The 17,710-nt window shown below is 33.6% G+C and carries 18 protein-coding genes, 2 tRNA genes and 2 pseudogenes; 19 read left to right on the forward strand and 3 right to left on the reverse strand.

All coding sequences use genetic code 11. The features are described from left to right. Positions 1 to 406 precede the first annotated feature (406 nt). The 3 genes and pseudogenes from JCM14822_RS22695 to JCM14822_RS25135 all read left to right on the forward strand — a co-directional run. Positions 407 to 841 (forward strand): annotated as a pseudogene (locus JCM14822_RS22695) (pyruvate kinase); the annotation flags it as partial. Between the two features lie 21 nt (positions 842 to 862). Beyond that, the gene (locus JCM14822_RS22700) at positions 863 to 1,099 is read left to right on the forward strand and encodes a pyruvate kinase alpha/beta domain-containing protein (protein ID WP_330377553.1); all 237 of its coding nucleotides are present in this window, start codon (positions 863 to 865) and stop codon (positions 1,097 to 1,099) included. Between the two features lie 19 nt (positions 1,100 to 1,118). Next, positions 1,119 to 1,292, forward strand: a pseudogene (locus JCM14822_RS25135) (pyruvate kinase alpha/beta domain-containing protein); the annotation flags it as partial. 37 nt (positions 1,293 to 1,329) lie between these two features. On the opposite strand, the gene JCM14822_RS14000 reads toward JCM14822_RS25135, so the two are convergent. After that, positions 1,330 to 1,917: a metallophosphoesterase family protein gene (locus JCM14822_RS14000; RefSeq protein ID WP_054742987.1), complete on the reverse strand. Its 588-nt coding sequence runs from the start codon at positions 1,915 to 1,917 to the stop codon at positions 1,330 to 1,332. A gap of 133 nt (positions 1,918 to 2,050) precedes the next feature. On the opposite strand from JCM14822_RS14000, the gene JCM14822_RS14005 reads away from it, so the two are divergent. From JCM14822_RS14005 to nth, 12 genes are all read left to right on the forward strand, one after another. Beyond that, a tRNA-Tyr gene (locus JCM14822_RS14005) sits at positions 2,051 to 2,132 on the forward strand. A gap of 22 nt (positions 2,133 to 2,154) precedes the next feature. Further along, positions 2,155 to 2,227 (forward strand) — tRNA-Phe (locus JCM14822_RS14010). Between the two features lie 192 nt (positions 2,228 to 2,419). Further along, positions 2,420 to 3,760: a L,D-transpeptidase family protein gene (locus JCM14822_RS14015; RefSeq protein ID WP_054742988.1), complete on the forward strand. Its 1,341-nt coding sequence runs from the start codon at positions 2,420 to 2,422 to the stop codon at positions 3,758 to 3,760. Positions 3,761 to 3,913: 153 nt separating this feature from the next. Then, positions 3,914 to 5,263 carry an NADP-specific glutamate dehydrogenase gene (gdhA, locus tag JCM14822_RS14020; protein WP_054742989.1) on the forward strand — a complete coding sequence of 450 codons (1,350 nt, stop codon included), beginning with the start codon at positions 3,914 to 3,916 and terminating at the stop codon, positions 5,261 to 5,263. A 144-nt stretch (positions 5,264 to 5,407) separates the two neighbouring features. After that, the gene (locus JCM14822_RS14025) at positions 5,408 to 5,758 is read left to right on the forward strand and encodes a hypothetical protein (RefSeq protein ID WP_054742990.1); all 351 of its coding nucleotides are present in this window, start codon (positions 5,408 to 5,410) and stop codon (positions 5,756 to 5,758) included. A 5-nt stretch (positions 5,759 to 5,763) separates the two neighbouring features. Beyond that, positions 5,764 to 6,444 (forward strand): HD-GYP domain-containing protein, encoded by a 681-nt coding sequence (locus JCM14822_RS14030; RefSeq protein WP_278287230.1) that lies wholly within the window; start codon positions 5,764 to 5,766, stop codon positions 6,442 to 6,444. 13 nt (positions 6,445 to 6,457) lie between these two features. After that, positions 6,458 to 7,297, forward strand: a complete 840-nt coding sequence (locus JCM14822_RS14035; protein ID WP_054742992.1) for a sulfide/dihydroorotate dehydrogenase-like FAD/NAD-binding protein — start codon at positions 6,458 to 6,460, stop codon at positions 7,295 to 7,297. Then, positions 7,290 to 8,675 carry an NADPH-dependent glutamate synthase gene (gene gltA, locus JCM14822_RS14040; RefSeq protein ID WP_054742993.1) on the forward strand — a complete coding sequence of 462 codons (1,386 nt, stop codon included), beginning with the start codon at positions 7,290 to 7,292 and terminating at the stop codon, positions 8,673 to 8,675. Before JCM14822_RS14035 ends, gltA begins: the two co-directional genes overlap by 8 nt. A 113-nt stretch (positions 8,676 to 8,788) precedes the next feature. Further along, positions 8,789 to 9,133, forward strand: a complete 345-nt coding sequence (locus tag JCM14822_RS14045) for a hypothetical protein (RefSeq protein ID WP_054742994.1) — start codon at positions 8,789 to 8,791, stop codon at positions 9,131 to 9,133. Positions 9,134 to 9,273: 140 nt separating this feature from the next. Further along, positions 9,274 to 9,540 carry a cobalamin-dependent protein gene (locus tag JCM14822_RS14050; RefSeq protein WP_054742995.1) on the forward strand — a complete coding sequence of 89 codons (267 nt, stop codon included), beginning with the start codon at positions 9,274 to 9,276 and terminating at the stop codon, positions 9,538 to 9,540. 62 nt (positions 9,541 to 9,602) lie between these two features. Beyond that, positions 9,603 to 11,015 carry a B12-binding domain-containing radical SAM protein gene (locus tag JCM14822_RS14055; RefSeq protein ID WP_054742996.1) on the forward strand — a complete coding sequence of 471 codons (1,413 nt, stop codon included), beginning with the start codon at positions 9,603 to 9,605 and terminating at the stop codon, positions 11,013 to 11,015. Positions 11,016 to 11,036: 21 nt separating this feature from the next. Next, positions 11,037 to 11,729 carry an endonuclease III gene (nth, locus tag JCM14822_RS14060; RefSeq protein ID WP_054742997.1) on the forward strand — a complete coding sequence of 231 codons (693 nt, stop codon included), beginning with the start codon at positions 11,037 to 11,039 and terminating at the stop codon, positions 11,727 to 11,729. 56 nt (positions 11,730 to 11,785) lie between these two features. Here nth and JCM14822_RS14065 read toward each other — a convergent pair whose 3' ends face one another. Beyond that, a complete protein-coding gene (locus tag JCM14822_RS14065; RefSeq protein WP_083461472.1) occupies positions 11,786 to 13,021 on the reverse strand; it encodes a glycosyltransferase family 4 protein in 1,236 nt (411 codons plus the stop codon). Between the two features lie 16 nt (positions 13,022 to 13,037). Then, entirely contained in the window at positions 13,038 to 13,685 is a 648-nt protein-coding gene (locus JCM14822_RS14070; RefSeq protein WP_157047783.1) for a hypothetical protein, read from the reverse strand. A gap of 84 nt (positions 13,686 to 13,769) precedes the next feature. Here JCM14822_RS14070 and JCM14822_RS14075 point away from each other — a divergent pair, with 84 nt between their 5' ends. The 4 genes from JCM14822_RS14075 to JCM14822_RS14085 all read left to right on the forward strand — a co-directional run bounded on the left by JCM14822_RS14075 (position 13,770) and on the right by JCM14822_RS14085 (position 17,671). Further along, positions 13,770 to 15,779, forward strand: a complete 2,010-nt coding sequence (locus JCM14822_RS14075) for an ATP-dependent helicase (protein ID WP_054742999.1) — start codon at positions 13,770 to 13,772, stop codon at positions 15,777 to 15,779. Between the two features lie 192 nt (positions 15,780 to 15,971). Continuing rightward, positions 15,972 to 16,130: a hypothetical protein gene (locus JCM14822_RS20465; protein WP_157047784.1), complete on the forward strand. Its 159-nt coding sequence runs from the start codon at positions 15,972 to 15,974 to the stop codon at positions 16,128 to 16,130. 50 nt (positions 16,131 to 16,180) lie between these two features. After that, entirely contained in the window at positions 16,181 to 16,363 is a 183-nt protein-coding gene (locus JCM14822_RS14080) for a hypothetical protein (RefSeq protein WP_054743000.1), read from the forward strand. Positions 16,364 to 16,399: 36 nt separating this feature from the next. Further along, positions 16,400 to 17,671 carry a VanW family protein gene (locus JCM14822_RS14085; protein WP_054743001.1) on the forward strand — a complete coding sequence of 424 codons (1,272 nt, stop codon included), beginning with the start codon at positions 16,400 to 16,402 and terminating at the stop codon, positions 17,669 to 17,671. The last annotated feature ends 39 nt before the right edge of the window (positions 17,672 to 17,710 follow it).

The following is a 17,710-nucleotide window of genomic DNA, read 5'->3' on the forward strand; positions in this document are numbered from 1 at the left end:
TGTTTGAGCTCTGACATATGATGTCCCCCTATTTTTATAGGGTAAGATATCATATGATTGGAGCTTATTCTACTTGTAAATTTAACTAGCACAACTCGTTAATTTATCTAAATACTATAACGGTTTATTAAGAAAAATATATAGAATGGCGAATAGGCATGCGGCATTATAAATTTCAATGTTATAGGGGCATGATTATAGATTATATGCATCAGATGGATGGGAAAAAACATATTCTATAATATTTCTAAGATATAATCTATTTTATAAAAGGAGAGATTGAGGCTGCTCAAAACAAAAATTATATGATTTGTGAAGTGAAAAATGATGGAATGATAGGACCATAAAGGAGTCAATGTGCCTTATACTAAATTGAATATGCCATTTTTAAGTCAAAAAGGATTTATTATTTGCCGGGCAAAATGAATTTGACTTTATTGTTACATCATTTACACAATATGCAGAGAATATAGCTGAGATTAAAACATTTTTAAAAGCACATCAAGGAGATAAAATTGATAAAATTAAAGTGATTGCAAAGATTGAAAATGCAGAAGGGATAGAAAATATGGATGAGATTATCAATATAGCAGATAACATTATGATTGTTAGAGGAGATATGGGGATTGAATTACCAAGTGAAAAAGTATCAGTTATTTAAAAGATGATTATTAAAAAAGTACATGAAGCAGGTAAACAGGTCATCATAGCAACTCAAATGCTAGATTCTATGATGAAAAATCTTAGACCGATTAGAGCAGAAACTACAGATGTTGCCAATGCTATATATGATGGCACAAGTGCTATTATACTTTTGGGAGAAACAACAGCAGGGTTGTACCCTGTGGAAAGTTTACAAACTATGGTGAAAATTGTGCAATCTACAGAAGAGGATATTGATTATATTAAGCGATTCAATCATCAAGTAATTACAGCATTACGGACTATTGGTAATGCTATTTGTACAACAGCGCATGATATTAAAGTGAAGCTGATTATTACAGTGACGAAATCAGGTCAAACAGCACGTATGATTTCAAAATATCGTCCAGCATGTATGATTATGGGATGTTCACCAGAAGCACAAGTTGTAAGGTAGCTTAGTATGGCATGGGGGTGTTATACTACTATATATCGAAGAAGAGAAAAATACAGAAGACTTATGTAATCATACATTAGCCTGCGTCATTGAAGCGGGCTATTTAGACCAAGGAGATTTAACAGTTATGACGGTAGGTATGCCATTAGGTGTAACAGGTATGACAAATATGATGAAAATGTATAAAACTTAGTAAGCAAAAAAGCTGCGCATTTAAGTGCAGCTTTTTTCTAGATTTCTAAAACATAATAGTTATATCCATTAATAAGTTGAATATTATTATGTATAATCGTGCGTTTAGCATGTGAAGAATAAGTTAAGTGATTGTGGCCATACAAATGATATGCAGGTTGAAGCTTGTTATAAATATCATTAAAACAATCAAAGCCTATATGGCTGAAACTAGTAGGCTCATCACCTAGACCAAAAGTAGGTGAATGTGATACGAAAATATCAATAGGCTTTTTAGCATTGCGAATAAGTTTTTTTACACGTTTATGCATTTTTGTCTCAGTATATTGATGTGGTCCACCTTTATATTCAATAGAACCACCAAGTCCGGCAATGCGTATACCATTAAAGGTAATTACTTTATCTTCAATGCAGTCACAGCCATCAGGTGGGAATTTATCATATCCCTTATCATGATTACCATGAACATAAAAAACTGGTACAGCTAACATTGTTACTAAAAAAGATAAGTAAGTGGCTTTTAGATCACCACAAGAAATAACGCAATCTATATCCTTAAAATTATTTTTGTCAAAAAAATCCCAAATATAGTTACTTTCAATATCAGATACAACTAGTATTTTCATAGACTTCCCATCCTTTGTGGCATGATTTGACACCATTATACTATAAAATATTAAAATTTAATAGCTTTTAATAAATTGGTATTGACAATAATATTATACTATAGTATTCTAATGTAAAAGTTGGTAATGACTTGGAGGGATTCCCGAGTGGCCAAAGGGGGCAGACTGTAAATCTGTTGCGACACGCTTCGAAGGTTCGAATCCTTCTCCCTCCATTAAAATTATTTATTTCATTTTGCCCAGATAGCTCAGTCGGTAGAGCAGAGGACTGAAAATCCTCGTGTCGCTGGTTCGATTCCGGCTCTGGGCATTTTTTTATGCTTAAAATGAGTGTTACAAGATGGTATTTTGTAACACTCATTTTTTATTTTTTGGGGTAACTCTATTTTGTGCACATAAATAGTTTCTTATTTTAAAATTTAGCATGTTTTATAATAGCTAGGCATATAAATTTTTATAGACAAGTAAGGAAAGAGGAAGCAGCGCAGGATGGAGGGATAAAATGAAGAAGAAACAGTTAAATATATTTGCGTTTACTATAACTAGTATTATCATCTTTTTATGGTGTACGAAAAGTTTGTGTTTAAACTGGGTAGAAGTAAATGAAAAATATGCTGAGGTTACAGTCAATTTTTTATTACCAATGCAGCAGCAAGATATTGACAAAAATATTTATATAGAGAGTGAATTTGAGTCGGAAAATAAATTTGACTATACTTACGAGTGGTTGAGTAAGTGTGTGCTATTATTAAAAATAAAAGAAAATAATCAGATTCGTGGTCAAAAAGTAAAACTCTATATAAAAGATGCACCAAGTATACATACATGGCTTAAAAAGACGGTGCATATACCAGTACAATTTAAAGCACCAGTTGAGATATTAAGCCCTACAGAAGAATTATTAATTGCAAGTAATAACAGTTTTGTTGTGACATTTAATACCCCAATGAATTTAAATAAAATCTCCAAATATATACAATGTGAAAAGAAATTTAACATTATACCTGCTGAACGGCCTAATAAAGCAGGGAAAAAGAGTATAGATGCCACAAGATTTATATTTACACCTTGTGAGCCGTTAGAAAATAATACTATATATAAAGTCGTTTTTAAAAAAGGGATGCCTTCTAGAAGTGGCAGTTTTTTAGAAAAAGCGCAATACGTTACACTGAAAACAGATGAAAAACCAGAAATTATAAGTACATATCCTAAAGATCAAGATAAATGGATTGGGCTTTATCCGCGCATAACTATTACAACAGACAGGCCGATCGTTAAGGCAATGTTACAGTTAGAGGGACAACTTATAGAAGGTAAACTCAGTGATAATTATCATGCTACATTTGTATTAAAAGAGATGTTAACACCAGATACAACTTATGATGCAAAAATCCAAGTACAAGCTGCAAGTGGTGAAAAGAGCGATATTAAACATATAGCTTTCACAAGCACAAGCATAGATAAAGACCGTTTGTGGGCAGAAATTATTATAGGAAAACCGAGTGAACTGAAGATTTATAAAGGAACAAAGCTGATTAGACAGATGAACTGTTCTATAGGTGCTGATAAATATGAACCAGTTGTAGGGAACTATTATATATTAGATAAGCAGCCAGCCTATGAAGATGTTAGTCATGAAGAAGGGGCAAATTATTGGCTACCTATAAGTGAACAATTGGGTTTTCAAGGGGTCATTAGAGATGATAGGTGGCATATTAAAAATTGTATTGCCAATACAATTGGTGCAAGAACTGACAGAAACAACATCATTTTGGAAGAGAATGATGCTAAGTGGATATATGAAAACATACCTATTGAGACAATGGTAATTATCAGAAAATAAAGAAAAAAGCTAGTTAGAAGTTGGAGAATTACACGAAAATAAAATTTATTTTATTAAAAAGCAAAATTTTAATTGAAAATGTATTATTTTATGGTAAAATACCATTAGTGGTAGGGAGCCACATGGAAATGAGATATATGGGAGGAATTTAGAATGGAATTTCGTACAGAGTATATGCAAGATTTAATGAACAGAGTTGTAAAAAATCATCCAGCACAACCAGAGTTTCACCAAGCAGTAAAAGAAGTTTTACTTAGCATGGAACCAGTAGCTGAAAAAAACCCTCAATATGTGCAAGCAGGAATCTTTGAAAGAATCGTAGAACCAGAACGTATTGTAATATTCAGAGTATCATGGGTTGATGATAATGGTAATGTACAAGTAAATAGAGGATACCGCGTACAATTCAATAGTGCAATTGGACCATACAAAGGAGGTCTTCGTTTACATCCTTCTGTAAACTTAGGTGTCATTAAATTCTTAGGTTTCGAACAAATCTTCAAAAACTCTTTAACAGGCTTACCAATGGGTGGCGGTAAAGGCGGTAGTGATTTCGATCCTAAAGGAAAATCAGATGGTGAAATCATGAGATTCTGCCAAAGCTTTATGACAGAACTTTGCAAACATATCGGCCCAGATACAGACGTTCCAGCTGGAGACATCGGTGTAGGCGGAAGAGAAATCGGTTATATGTTCGGTCAATACAAACGTTTACGTAATGAATTCACAGGTGTACTTACAGGTAAAGGATTAAACTATGGTGGCTCACTTGCTAGAACACAAGCTACAGGTTATGGTCTTTGCTACTTTACAAAAGAAATGTTAGCAACACGTAACGAAAGCTTCCAAGGTAAAACAGTAGTTATCTCTGGTTCAGGTAACGTAGCAATCTATGCAGCTGAAAAAGCTACACAATTAGGTGGCAAAGTAGTTGCACTTAGTGATTCAAACGGTTACATCTATGACGAAAACGGAATCGACTTAGATGCAATTAAACAAATTAAAGAAGTTGAAAGAAAACGTATTAAAGTATACGTTGAAAATCATCCAAGTGCTAAATACACAGAAGGATGCAAAGGCATTTGGACAATCCCATGTGATATCGCACTTCCATGTGCAACACAAAACGAATTAGATGGAGAAGCTGCTAAAACTCTTCTTGCTAACGGTGTAATTGCTGTAGCTGAAGGCGCTAACATGCCTTCTACTCCAGAAGCTGTAGATGCATTCCAAGCAGCTGGTATCTTATATGCACCAGGTAAGGCTTCTAATGCTGGTGGTGTTGCTACATCTGGTCTTGAAATGTCTCAAAACAGCATGCGTTATAGCTGGACATTTGAAGAGGTTGATGAAAAACTTCAAGGTATTATGAAACATATTCATACAATCGCTAGAGAAGCTGCAACAGAATATGGTAATCCAGATGATTATGTATTAGGAGCTAATATCGCTGGTTTCTTAAAAGTTGCTGATGCAATGTATTGCCAAGGTATTACATACTAAGAAAAATGTAAAATACCCACTTCTAGCGAGAAGTGGGTATTTTAATATTTAATAAAATTTAAACATAAAATATAAAAATATTGTCTAAATTCTATTAATGGTATAAACTTTACTTATGCGATAATAAGTATGGGGGGAAGAAAAATGCCAAAAATGACAATTCCAATAGCAGAAGCAAGACCTGGTATGATTACGGCAAAAGCAATTAGAAACTCAAATAGTGGTATTGTATATATTGGAGAAGAGCAAGAGCTGACCAAAGAGGTTATTGAAAGATTAAGAGAACTTCAATTTGAAGAGATAGAGATTTCAGTAAACTCTTGGGATACTGTATGGAAGATATCTAAGGAAACCCGTGAACAATATGAATTCTGTACAGAAGCAGCTAAATTGCTTTTTCAAAAGGTGGCAGACGATAATGTTATAGATTTTGAAGCATTTAAAACGATTAAACGTCATGTAAAGGATAATTTTAAAGATAACTTTAAATTATAGGGTGTATTAATCTTTTTAAATATGCAGATAGTTATACATATACACATAGTATCAATGTAGCACTTTTAAGTATGTTAATTGGTCAATGGATGAAATATGATAAAAACATCATTGAATCATTACTTATTGCTGGTTTATTACATGATATCGGAAAAATGAAAATAGATTCAACTATATTAAATAAACCAGGAAAGTTAACGGATAGTGAGTTTGAAGAGATGAAAAATCATCCACGTTATTCGTATGAACTTTTACAACCAGAGCAGGGGATTAGTTTAGATGTCAAAGTGGGGATTTTGATGCATCATGAAAAAATGGATGGCTCTGGTTATCCTTATGGCGTATATAGTGAAAATATTAACGATATTGCTAAAGTATTAGCAGTTGCAGATGTGTATGATGCCATGTTGTCAGAAAGGCCATATAAGAAGAAACATTCGCCTTTCGATGTTATGCAACTTATGCAGGAAGGTGTATTTGGTAAGTTAGATACTAAAATATTATTAACCTTTTTAACTCATATTGCATCGTATTATATTGGGGTATATGTACAACTAAGCACAGGAGAAATAGGAGAAGTAGTAGCTATTAATCCAGCTTGTGTATTTAAACCAATTGTCAAGGTAAAAGACAAATATATAGATCTCTTTACTGAAAAATCTATCAGTATTGTAGAACTTACATAAACAGGAGGGAAAGATGTATCAAATTATTGAGAAAATCAAACTAAATGAAACAGTTGAAAAGATGGTTGTTCATGCACCATATGTTGCTAGAAAATGTGAACCAGGTCAATTTGTAATTGTATGTGCAGAAGAAGGAGATGAAAGAATCCCTCTTACAATTCAAGATTATGACCGTGAAAAAGAAACAGTATCTATTATTTATCAAGTAGTAGGATATTCTACACGTAAAATTGCTGCAAAAGCACAAGGCGAATTTCTTACAAGCGTAGCAGGACCTCTCGGTGTAGCAGCACCACTTACAAAGAAAAAACATGTACTTGGAATTGGTGGAGGCGTTGGTGCAGCACCTTTATATCCACAAATTAAAAAACTTGTAGAAGCAGGTACAGAATGTGATGTCATCTTAGGGGGACGTTCAAAAGAATTCGTCATCCTAAAAGATGAATTTGAAAAATATAGCAATGTAAATGTAGCAACAGACGATGGTACATTAGGCAAAAAAGGATTCGTTACAGATATCTTAAAAGAACTTGTAGAAGCTGGTAATGAATATGATGAAGTTATTGCAATTGGACCACTTCCTATGATGCGTGCAGTTGTTAATTACACAAAACCACTTAATATCAAAACAATGGTTTCTTTAAACCCTATTATGATCGATGGAACAGGTATGTGTGGTGGTTGCCGTGTAACAGTAGGCGGAGAAACAAAATTCGCTTGCGTAGATGGACCAGATTTTGATGGATTCTTAGTGGATTTTGATGAAGCAATGCGTCGTCAAGGTATGTACAAAAAACAAGAAGCACACATTTGCCGTATGAAACAACAAATAGGGGGACAAGAAAATGCCTAATATGTCATTAAATAAAGTAAAAATGCCTGAGCAAGACCCAAATGTTCGTAACAAAAACTTTAAAGAAGTATCTCTTGGTTATACAAAAGAACAAGCTTTAGAAGAAGCAAGTCGTTGCTTAAACTGTAAACAACGTTTCTGTGTACAAGGTTGCCCAGTTAACGTACCAATTCCAGAGTTCATTCATGCAATCACAGAAGAAGACTTTGAAAAAGCATATGAAACAATTACATCTGAAAATGCCCTTCCAGCTATTTGTGGTCGTGTTTGTCCACAAGAAAACCAATGTGAAGGGAAATGTGTAAGAGGTAAAAAAGGTGAATCTGTAGGAATCGGACGTCTTGAACGTTTCGTAGCAGATTACATGATGGCTCAAAACAATCAAGAAATTAAAGCAGTAACATCTAATGGCAAAAAAGTTGCAATCGTAGGTGCAGGTCCAGCTGGACTTACATGTGCAGGAAGCCTTGCAAAACAAGGCTATGAAGTAACATTATTTGAAGCCCTTCATGAAGTAGGTGGCGTACTTATGTATGGCATTCCAGAATTCAGATTACCCAAAGCACTTGTACGTAAAGAAATTGAAAAAATCGAAAAAATGGGTGTACATATTGAGAAAAACGTTATCGTTGGTAAATCAATTACAATCGATGAGCTTATGGAAGAAGGCTATCAAGCTGTATTTGTAGGTAGCGGTGCAGGCCTTCCTAAATTCATGAATATCCCAGGTGAAAACTTCAATGGTGTATATAGTGCAAACGAATTCTTAACACGTTCAAACTTAATGAAAGCTTATGATTTCCCTAATTCAGCAACACCTATTCATGTAGGTAAAAGTGTAGCTGTTGTAGGTGGCGGAAATGTTGCAATGGATGCAGCTAGAACAGCTAAACGTCTTGGTGCAGAAAATGTATATATCGTTTACCGTCGTGGTGAAGAAGAACTTCCAGCAAGACGTGAAGAAGTACACCATGCAAAAGAAGAAGGTATCATCTTCAAATTACTTTGTAACCCAGAAGTAATTCACGGCGAAGAAGGTTGGGTAAAAGAACTTGAATGTATTGATATGCAACTTGGCGAACCTGATGCATCAGGTAGAAGAAGACCAGTAGCAATTGAAGGCAGTGCACATTGCATTCCTGTAGATACAGTTGTTATCGCTATAGGTCAAAGCCCTAATCCACTTATTCGTACAACAACTCCAGGACTTGAAGTAACTAAATGGGGTGGAATCATTGTTAATGAAGAAACAATGGCAACAAGCAAAGAAGGTGTATATGCTGGTGGAGATACTGTAACAGGAGCTGCAACAGTTATTTTAGCAATGGGTGCTGGTAAAAAAGCAGCCCAAGCTATTGATAAAGCATTAAGTAAATAAAGATATTAGTCAAAAAATTTTGATGTATGTGTAATGAGAATGTATAAAAATAAGTAAACGGCTTATACTATGCTTGTATAATATTTCATTTCATGAAAAGGAGTATAGTATATATGCGAAAATTTTTATTTATTACAGCACTTACATTAATGGGGCTTGCTTGTGTAGGTTGTACAACAGATAATGGCACAACCAATAATGGAGGAACTAATACACCTACTACAACAGCTCCAAATACAACCACAAATGCCGCAGGTACAACAGGTACTAATGGTACAAATGCTGCGGGAACAAATGGTACTAACACAGTAAATGGCGGTACAAATGGGACAAGTACAGATAATGGAGCAGTAAATGGTGCTAAAACTGTAACTGATACAACAGCTACAAATGGTGTTGTGAATGATACAAATGGTATTGTAGATACAACAACTACAAATGCAACAAAAACTCCATAATAAAGATGGCTCCATATGAAATAAATGAAAATAAGTTGCTATATGATATATAGCAACTTATTTTTTGTGGCTTATTACAATATGTGCTATAATAAGTAAAGTTATAACAATAAATTTCTACTTGGAAAGGAATTAGAGACGTGAAAGTTGTTTTACTTGCACTTAATGCAAAATATATTCATACATCTTTAGCTTTACGTTCGATTGCAACTTATTGTAAGGCGTATGAGGAAAATATTAAGGTACTTGAGTTAACTATTAATCAAAATGAAAATGATATTATAAAAACAATTTATGAAGAGGCACCAGATGTTTTAGGTATTTCATGTTATATTTGGAATATGTCATTTATTAAAATGCTTGTACCAACACTTAAAAAATCTTACCAGATACTAAGATTATTTTAGGAGGACCTGAAGTAACTTATGAAGGGGAAGATTTACTAAATATATTACCAATCGACTTCGTGATGGAAGGCGAAGGAGAAGAAACTTGGAATGAGTATTTAGATTACCTTGCAGGTAAAGGTGGTACACTTGAGCAGATTAATGGACTTATTTACAAAAATGCTGAAGGTATGATTGTTAAAAATAAACCAAGACAACCGCTAGATTTAGAATACTTACCATTTGTATACGATTCTTTAGATGGACTTGAACATAAGATCATTTATTATGAAGCTTCTAGAGGTTGCCCATTTAGATGTCAATACTGCTTATCATCTATTGAACATGGGGTAAGATTTGCACCTTTAGAACGTGTTAAAGAGCATATGACTTATTTCATAGAAAAACGCGTGAAACAAGTAAAATTTGTAGACCGTACATTCAATGCAAAGCGTCAATATGCAATGGAAATCTGGCAGCATATTATGGCCATTGATGATGGTTATACAAACTTCCATTTTGAGATTGCAGCAGAACTTTTAACAGATGAAATGATTGCCCTTTTAAAAGATGCAAGACCAGGTCTTATTCAATTTGAAATCGGGGTACAATCTACAAATCAATTAGTATTAGATACAATTATGCGTCCAATGCCATTTGCAGATATTAAAGAAGTGGTATTAAAGATTAAAGCACTTGGAAACATTCATCAACACTTAGACCTGATTGCAGGGCTTCCTTATGAAGATTATGCTTCATTTGGTAGATCATTTAATGACGTTATTTCACTGCGTCCAGAGCAGTTCCAATTAGGATTCTTAAAGTTGCTTAAAGGGTCAGGGCTTCGTCAAAAAGCAGAAGAGTATGGCCTCATTTATAAAGTAGAGCCACCATATGAAATACTTTATACAAAAGATGTAAGTTATAAAGAAATGCTATTATTACATGACATTGAAGAAATGTTAGAACGTTATTACAATAGTGAACGTTTCCAAAATAGTTTAGAGTACTTATTCACAAGATTTGAGTCACCATTTAAATGCTTTGAAGCTTTAGCTAAATTCTGGATTCAAAAAGATTATGATAAAGTACAACATAATAAAATGGCTTATTACTATAAGCTCATTGAGTTTGCAGAAGAATTTGAGAACATTAATAGTGAAATTGTAAAAGAGATGATTCGTTTAGATTATTTATTACATGAACATATTAGTGAAATGCCAGTGGCATTTGAAACATTAGAACGTGAAAGATTTAAAGATCATCATACACTTATGTTAAAAGATGACAGCTTTATTGAAAAATATGTACCAAACTTATTAGATAAAGCACCACGTCATCGTTATCGATTAGCATTACTTGAGACTTTCAAATATAACGTATGGGAAGCACATTGTAATAGAGACTATACACAAATCGAAGTATCTGAAGTACCAAATTGTATATTATTTGATTATTCATCTCAAACTGTTAAGTGTACAAGTATTGTATCTTAAAGCATAGAAAAGGAAATGGCTATGAAAGAAAAGGAACATATCAAAGAGATACTGACGATTTTAGATGAAAATTATCCTAAAGATGTTGTGTGTTATTTAAATTATCGTACACCTTTTGAACTTTTAATTGCTACAATTTTAAGTGCACAGTGTACAGATGATCGTGTAAATATGGTAACACCTAGTTTATTTGAAAAGTATCCCACAGTATATGATTTTGCACAAGCTTCATTAGAAGGTGTAGAAGAAGCAATTAAAAGTACTGGTTTCTACAAGAACAAAGCAAAGAACATTGTATCTTCTGCTAAGATCCTTGTAGAAGAATATAATGGTGAAGTACCTTCTGATATTGAATCTCTTGTAAAGCTTGCAGGGGTGGGACGCAAGACTGCCAATGTTATTAGGGGAAATATCTTTAAGATTCCAAGTATTGTTGTGGATACACATGTAAAACGTATTACTATTAGATGGGGACTTACTTTAAAACAAGATCCCGTACAAATAGAAATGGATTTAATGAAGAAGCTTCCAGAAGAGCATTGGATTCGTTATAATACACAGGTCATTGCACATGGACGTGCTATTTGCACTGCGCGTAATCCAAAATGCTGGGACTGTATGTTTATTAAACAGTGTCCTTTTGGACTTAATAATTTATTATCAAGGTTACCTGAAGAAGTGCAGGAAGCTATGCAAAAAGGGCATATGTATTAATAAAATGGTGATTAAAAGGGTGCTGTGAAATTTCACGGCACCCTTATATATTGTCATTAACGATTAGATGAATGACGTTTCTTATCTTTATTAGTTTTTAAATGTGGTAAAGCAAATGATTTGTTTCTTTTTTGTGCTTTATAGTCTGTAACAATTTCATTATAAAAAGCTTCTGCATTAATTCCAAATACTTCAGCTGAAAGCGGGCGGATTGAATGCACAGCATTTTCACCCATTGTATAGAGCTGATCTGGATTTGAAAGAAACTCTGCAAGTAAAGCAGCAAGCTGAGTGCTATTATTGAAAAATGCACCATTATAGTGGTCACGAATAAGACCGGCAACACATTCATCTTCTCTTGCAAGTACGGGTAATTTAGCAGCCATAGCTTCTGCAAAAGTGAGTCCTTGTGTTTCTGAAACAGAAGCACTTACAAAGATATCACCTAATTGATACATTTTACCGATTGTGCGCCATGGATGTATACCTGTAAAAATTACAGCGTCCCTAACACCTAAGTTTTGTGCTTGTTCTTCTAGTTCTAATTTTGAAGGACCGTCACCTACAATCACTAATTTAGCCTTAGGTACTTTTTCTAGTAATTTAGGCATGGCATCAATAACCATATCAATACTTTTTTCTTTTGCAACACGTCCAATGAAAAGAACGATTGGGCTGTCTAAAGGAATATGATGCACCTTTTTAATGGTTGTGATTTCTTCTGTTGTATAACCACTTGGATTAAATGGCGAGAAATCAATACCTGTTGGAATAACACGGATAGGCTTTTTAACACCATAATTTTTAAGTAAACGTTCTGTTTTACGAGTTGGTGCAACCACACCATCTACGCCATTACAAAATGAACGGCTGTATTTACGGGCAATGGCAGGTGAGAGCTCAATACCCTTTGAAACATAGTGCATATATTCCTCATACATTGTGTGATATGTATGGACAATAGGTATATTTAAACGCTTTGAAACAAGTTTTGCAAAAATGCCTAATGAAAACTCTGTTTGAGATAAAATTAAATCTAATTTTAAACGTTTAATTTTACGAAGTGCTTTATTAGAAAAAATAATTCCTACACGATGATCTTTTAAAAAGACAAAAGGTAAACTGGCCATACGATGAATGTATGGTGAATCATTTTCTGCATCTGGGTGAGAAATTGTAAAGACGTAAATTTGATGTCCTTGTTTACGTAGCACATTTTCTAAAGTTAAAATTGAACTTACAACACCATTAACTTGTGGGGAATAGGTGTCTGTAAAAATACCAATATTCATTTATAACATCTCGCTTTCAAGTTAGGTAATCAATTTGTTTATCAATTCCTAATATAACTTTTTTTAAGTAAGGGGTTGAGTGCATATTTGTGCAGGCTAATTCCCTTAACTTTTTTAAATGGACTAATATGTCATTATAATCCATTTGAGCAGTTGTGTAAATATCGATTAGCGTAAGATAAACTTGTGATAAATCACACCCTATACTCAGTATGTATTCTAAGACCTCCTGTGCTTCAGATAAATAACCTTTTTTTAATAATAATTTACCATACTTACAAGAAGTATTCATATATTCTATGAAATTCTGTTCGTAGTAAGAAAGCTTTTCAAGTTGCATTGTGCCATAGCGTTCTTTCAGTTCTACATTACTAAACTCTCTAAGATTTATTAAAGGACGCTCCTTAAAAAGCATTAATTTGTTATAAATCTGCTGACATTCTTCATCATCTACAATTGGATAAACGGCAAAGTCAATTGTAATAAAGCTGTCAGGAGGTAAATCTTTTCTTCGGGAAAAAGTTGCAGCATGTTCTCTTGCCCAATATTGTTCACTTGCTTTATTTTTACTCTTTTTTAAAATACTGCGTTTAGTAGTCATCCCTATAATGAAGAGACCACCGATGAAAAAGAGAAATGAAATAAGCCAACTCAAACTCATCATTTTAACCCCTTTCTTTAAGTGAATATGTTTATTATAATATAATTTGACTATAATTAAAAGGAGAAACAAGCAGAGGAGAAAACAATGGAGTTAAATATAAGTCAAATAGAAGCGGTTACTTGCAGTTTAGCACCTACTTTAGTGATTGCAGGACCCGGTTCTGGTAAGACACATGTGATTGTAAATCGCATTAGGTATATGATTGAAAAAATACACTGTGAGGCTAGAAATATATTAGTTGTAACTTTTAGTAAGTTGGCAGCAGAAGAAATGAAAGAAAGATTTATTCGTCAATATGGTGAAGTGGGGGTAACCTTCGGTACTTTACATAGCACATTTTATCGTATTTTAAGAAGAAGTAATCCAGCCCGTTATCATATTGAACGTTTACTTTTAGAAGACAAAAAGAAGATAACCATTCAAGATCTAATGGTACATTTAGAAATTGAAGAAAATGAAGATTTCTTAGATGAATTTCTCAAACATATTGGGCTTATGAAAAATCAATTAACACCCCTTAATGCGTATAAGCCAGTGGGAATTCCACAAACAACCTTTGTGAAGCTTGTAAAAGCTTATGAAGATTATAAAGAAAGGCATGGATTATTTGATTTTGATGATATGCTTGTAGACTGCTATCATTTACTTAAAAATGATTCCCGACTATTAGAAAGCGTGAGAAAACAATATCAGTATATTCTCATTGATGAGTTTCAAGATATTAATAGAGTTCAATTTGAGATTGTATGTCAAGTAGTGGGGAGTGGACACGGATTATTTGTAGTAGGCGATGATGATCAAAGTATTTATCAATTTAGAGGTGCAAAGCCTGAGTTTTTATTAGGCTTTAAGCAACACTTCCCAGATACACAGCAGATTTTCTTGGAAGTGAATTATCGTTCTACAAAGGATATCTTAAATTGTAGTTTAGCCTTAATTGAAGGGAATAAAGCCAGATTCCATAAGCAACTTACAACGCCTAATCCTAAAGGCACACTGCCACAAATTATTCAGTGTAAAGATGGGGCAGAAGAAGCTAAATGGATTGTACAAAAAATAAGTGCATTAAAAGGGAAAGGGGTACCATTAGATGAGATCGCGGTAATTTATCGTACCAATATTCAAGTACGTGCCGTAGTAGAAGACCTTTTAATAGCCAATATACCGTTTTGTTTAAGAGATGGCATGGTAAGTTTATATGACCAGTGGCTGACACAAGATCTTTTAAGTTATTTACACCTTGCTGAAAATATTAATCAGCCTGATTTAGCAAGCCGTATTATGAATAAACCAAAGCGCTATATTAGTAAAGAAGCTATTCAAATGGCTAGTCAATCTTCAGATCACTTGTTTATGAATTTATTAGGAAATGAAAATTTAACAGAGTGGCAGAAAAATTATATTCAGCAACTTTTATTTGATTTGCAGCAACTGAAAGAAAAGTCACTTTCTGAAGCGATTCGCTTTATTCGCAAACAAATAGGATATGATAACTATGTAGCGGATTATGCAGCCTTTAGAAAAGTATCACCTGCTAACTTATTGGAAGTATTGGATGAAATAGAAGATTCGGTGCAAGGCTTTAGTAGTGTAATTGAATGGGAAACATTCCTTCAAGAAATGTCTCAAAAAGTAAAAGAGCAGGCCTCTAGAAAAGGACGTATGGAGAATGTCATTACCCTTACAACAATGCATGGTTCAAAAGGACTAGAGTTTGAGGAAGTATTTGTATTAGATGTAGTAGAAGGTTCTATCCCACATCAGAAAAGTGAAACGGGTGAAGAAATCGAAGAAGAAAGACGTTTACTTTATGTGGCCATGACACGTGCGAAAAAAGGACTTTATTTAATGGTACCTAAAGAAAAGCATGGCAAGGCAGTTTCACCATCTAGTTTCTTAGGAGAATTACAAGAACGACGTATGGCAAAGCATTTTAAAAAAGGTGCGGTAATTCGTCATAAGCAATTAGGTGTAGGGACAATTATAGAAGTGTTAGATAACAATATTATTATGGTGGAATTTAAAAAGGGACAAGTACGTAAGATTGATAGTAAATATTGTGCAAGTAATGGGATTATTGAACTTGAGTTATAATGATTACAATTAAACACCCACGTTTTATGACGAGGGTGTTTAATTGTAAAAAATTTAATTTTTAATAATATTTTTGGATAAGTTTACATAGAAAATGTTTGAAAACACGTATTTCCAATATATTCATCAGTTTAATAATGATTTGCTAATCATATGTAAGTAATGGTATAATAATATTGGAGGGTGACGTAGATGAAAAACAATAAGAAAAAATCGAAAAAAGTAAAAAAGAAATTTAATATGTATGCTTGGATGCACAAGCATAAAAAGTCAGTTGTAAGTATTATTTGTGTCATCGTAGTTGTGGCAATGTTACTTGGTACGCTTTCAAGTGTATTACTTGTTATGTAATATAGTTTTCATAGATAAGCGAAATATAAACTAAATAAGGAGGCAATATAATGGGGACCAAAAATAAACTAAAATGGGCCATAGCATTGGGGGCCATAGTAGTTGCAGGCGTAACAGTAGGTGCTCTAGGATATGTCTATAAAGAAGTAAAAGGATTTGATCAAGTTTTTGCACCAGGCATTACAGTAGAAGAAGTAGCGGTAAGTGGTTTAACGTTTGATGAAGCACACTAGCTGGTTACAGACAAATTCGCCGAAATCAAAAAAAATATGAAAATTATTATCAAGAAGGATGCAATAAGTGCAGAGATTTCAGGTGAAAAAATTGGCATGCAATCAGATATTGATCAAGTATTGAAAGTTGCTTTTGAAGCAGGACATAAAGGAAATTTATTAGAAAAATTCTCTAGACTTAAGCATCAAACAAATATGGATTTAAATCTTAGCTTAAGGGAAACTTATGATGCGGATTTAATTAAAGCACAAGTAGAAGCTGTCAAAGATAAATTTTATATTGCACCAATTAATGCTACAATTAGCCGTAAAAATGGTTCATTCGTTACAACAGAAGAAGCAAATGGCCAAAAGTTAAATGTAGAAGCAACTGCAAATGAAATTACTAAGGTTTTAGGTGAAGAACATACAGCAAACGAAGAACATAACGATACGGTAGAAGTAGAAGCAACTGTAGAAAGTATTGCACCTAAATATACAACTTCTTCATTTGATAATATCAAACAAGTTATTTCTAGTTATTCAACTACATATAATAATGCAGATTTAGGAAGAAATGCGAACTTATCAGTAGCAGCATCTAAAATCAGTCGTACTTTAATGCCAGGAGAGACATTCTCTTTAGCTGAGCAATTAGAGCCTTTTACATATGAAGTAGGATATCGTGATGCAAATGTTATTGTAAATGGAAAAATTGAAAAAGGAATCGGCGGAGGAATTTGTCAAGTGGCCTCTACATTATATAACGCAGTGCTTTTAACAAATTTAGATGTAACAATGCGTCAAAACCACTCTTTATCTGTATCTTATGTACCATTAGGACGTGATGCAACTTATGCAACAGATTCTATTGACTTTCAATTCCAAAATAATTTAGATACAGCAGTTATTATTGAAGGATTCTGTGCGGATAACCATGTATATGTAAATATTTATGGTGCAGATAGTGCAAAACCTAAATATGATATTAAATTTGAATCTGAAATTACAGAAGAAATACCAGCACCAGAAACAAAATATGTAGACGATCCTACATTAACAGCTGGAGTAGAGGAAATAGAAACAAGCGCATTAGATGGTAAACGTGTAAGACTCTACAAATTACTTTATGATCAAAATGGTCAGCTTGTAGATAAAGTTGTAGAGAATAATAGTTACTATAAACCAAGAGCAGCTGTTATTAAGCGTGGTACAAAAGTAGTAGCGCCAACGCCAGCACAGCCAAAGGTAGAAGTAAATAATACAGCATCTACCCAGGATCCAGTAGCGGCGCAAGAAACACAACAACCGGTACAAGCAAATAACTAAAATATATAAATAAAAAAGCTATCGCATTTGCGATAGCTT

Source organism: Cellulosilyticum ruminicola JCM 14822, assembly GCF_001311925.1.
Classification (GTDB): Bacteria; Bacillota; Clostridia; order Lachnospirales; family Cellulosilyticaceae; genus Cellulosilyticum; species Cellulosilyticum ruminicola.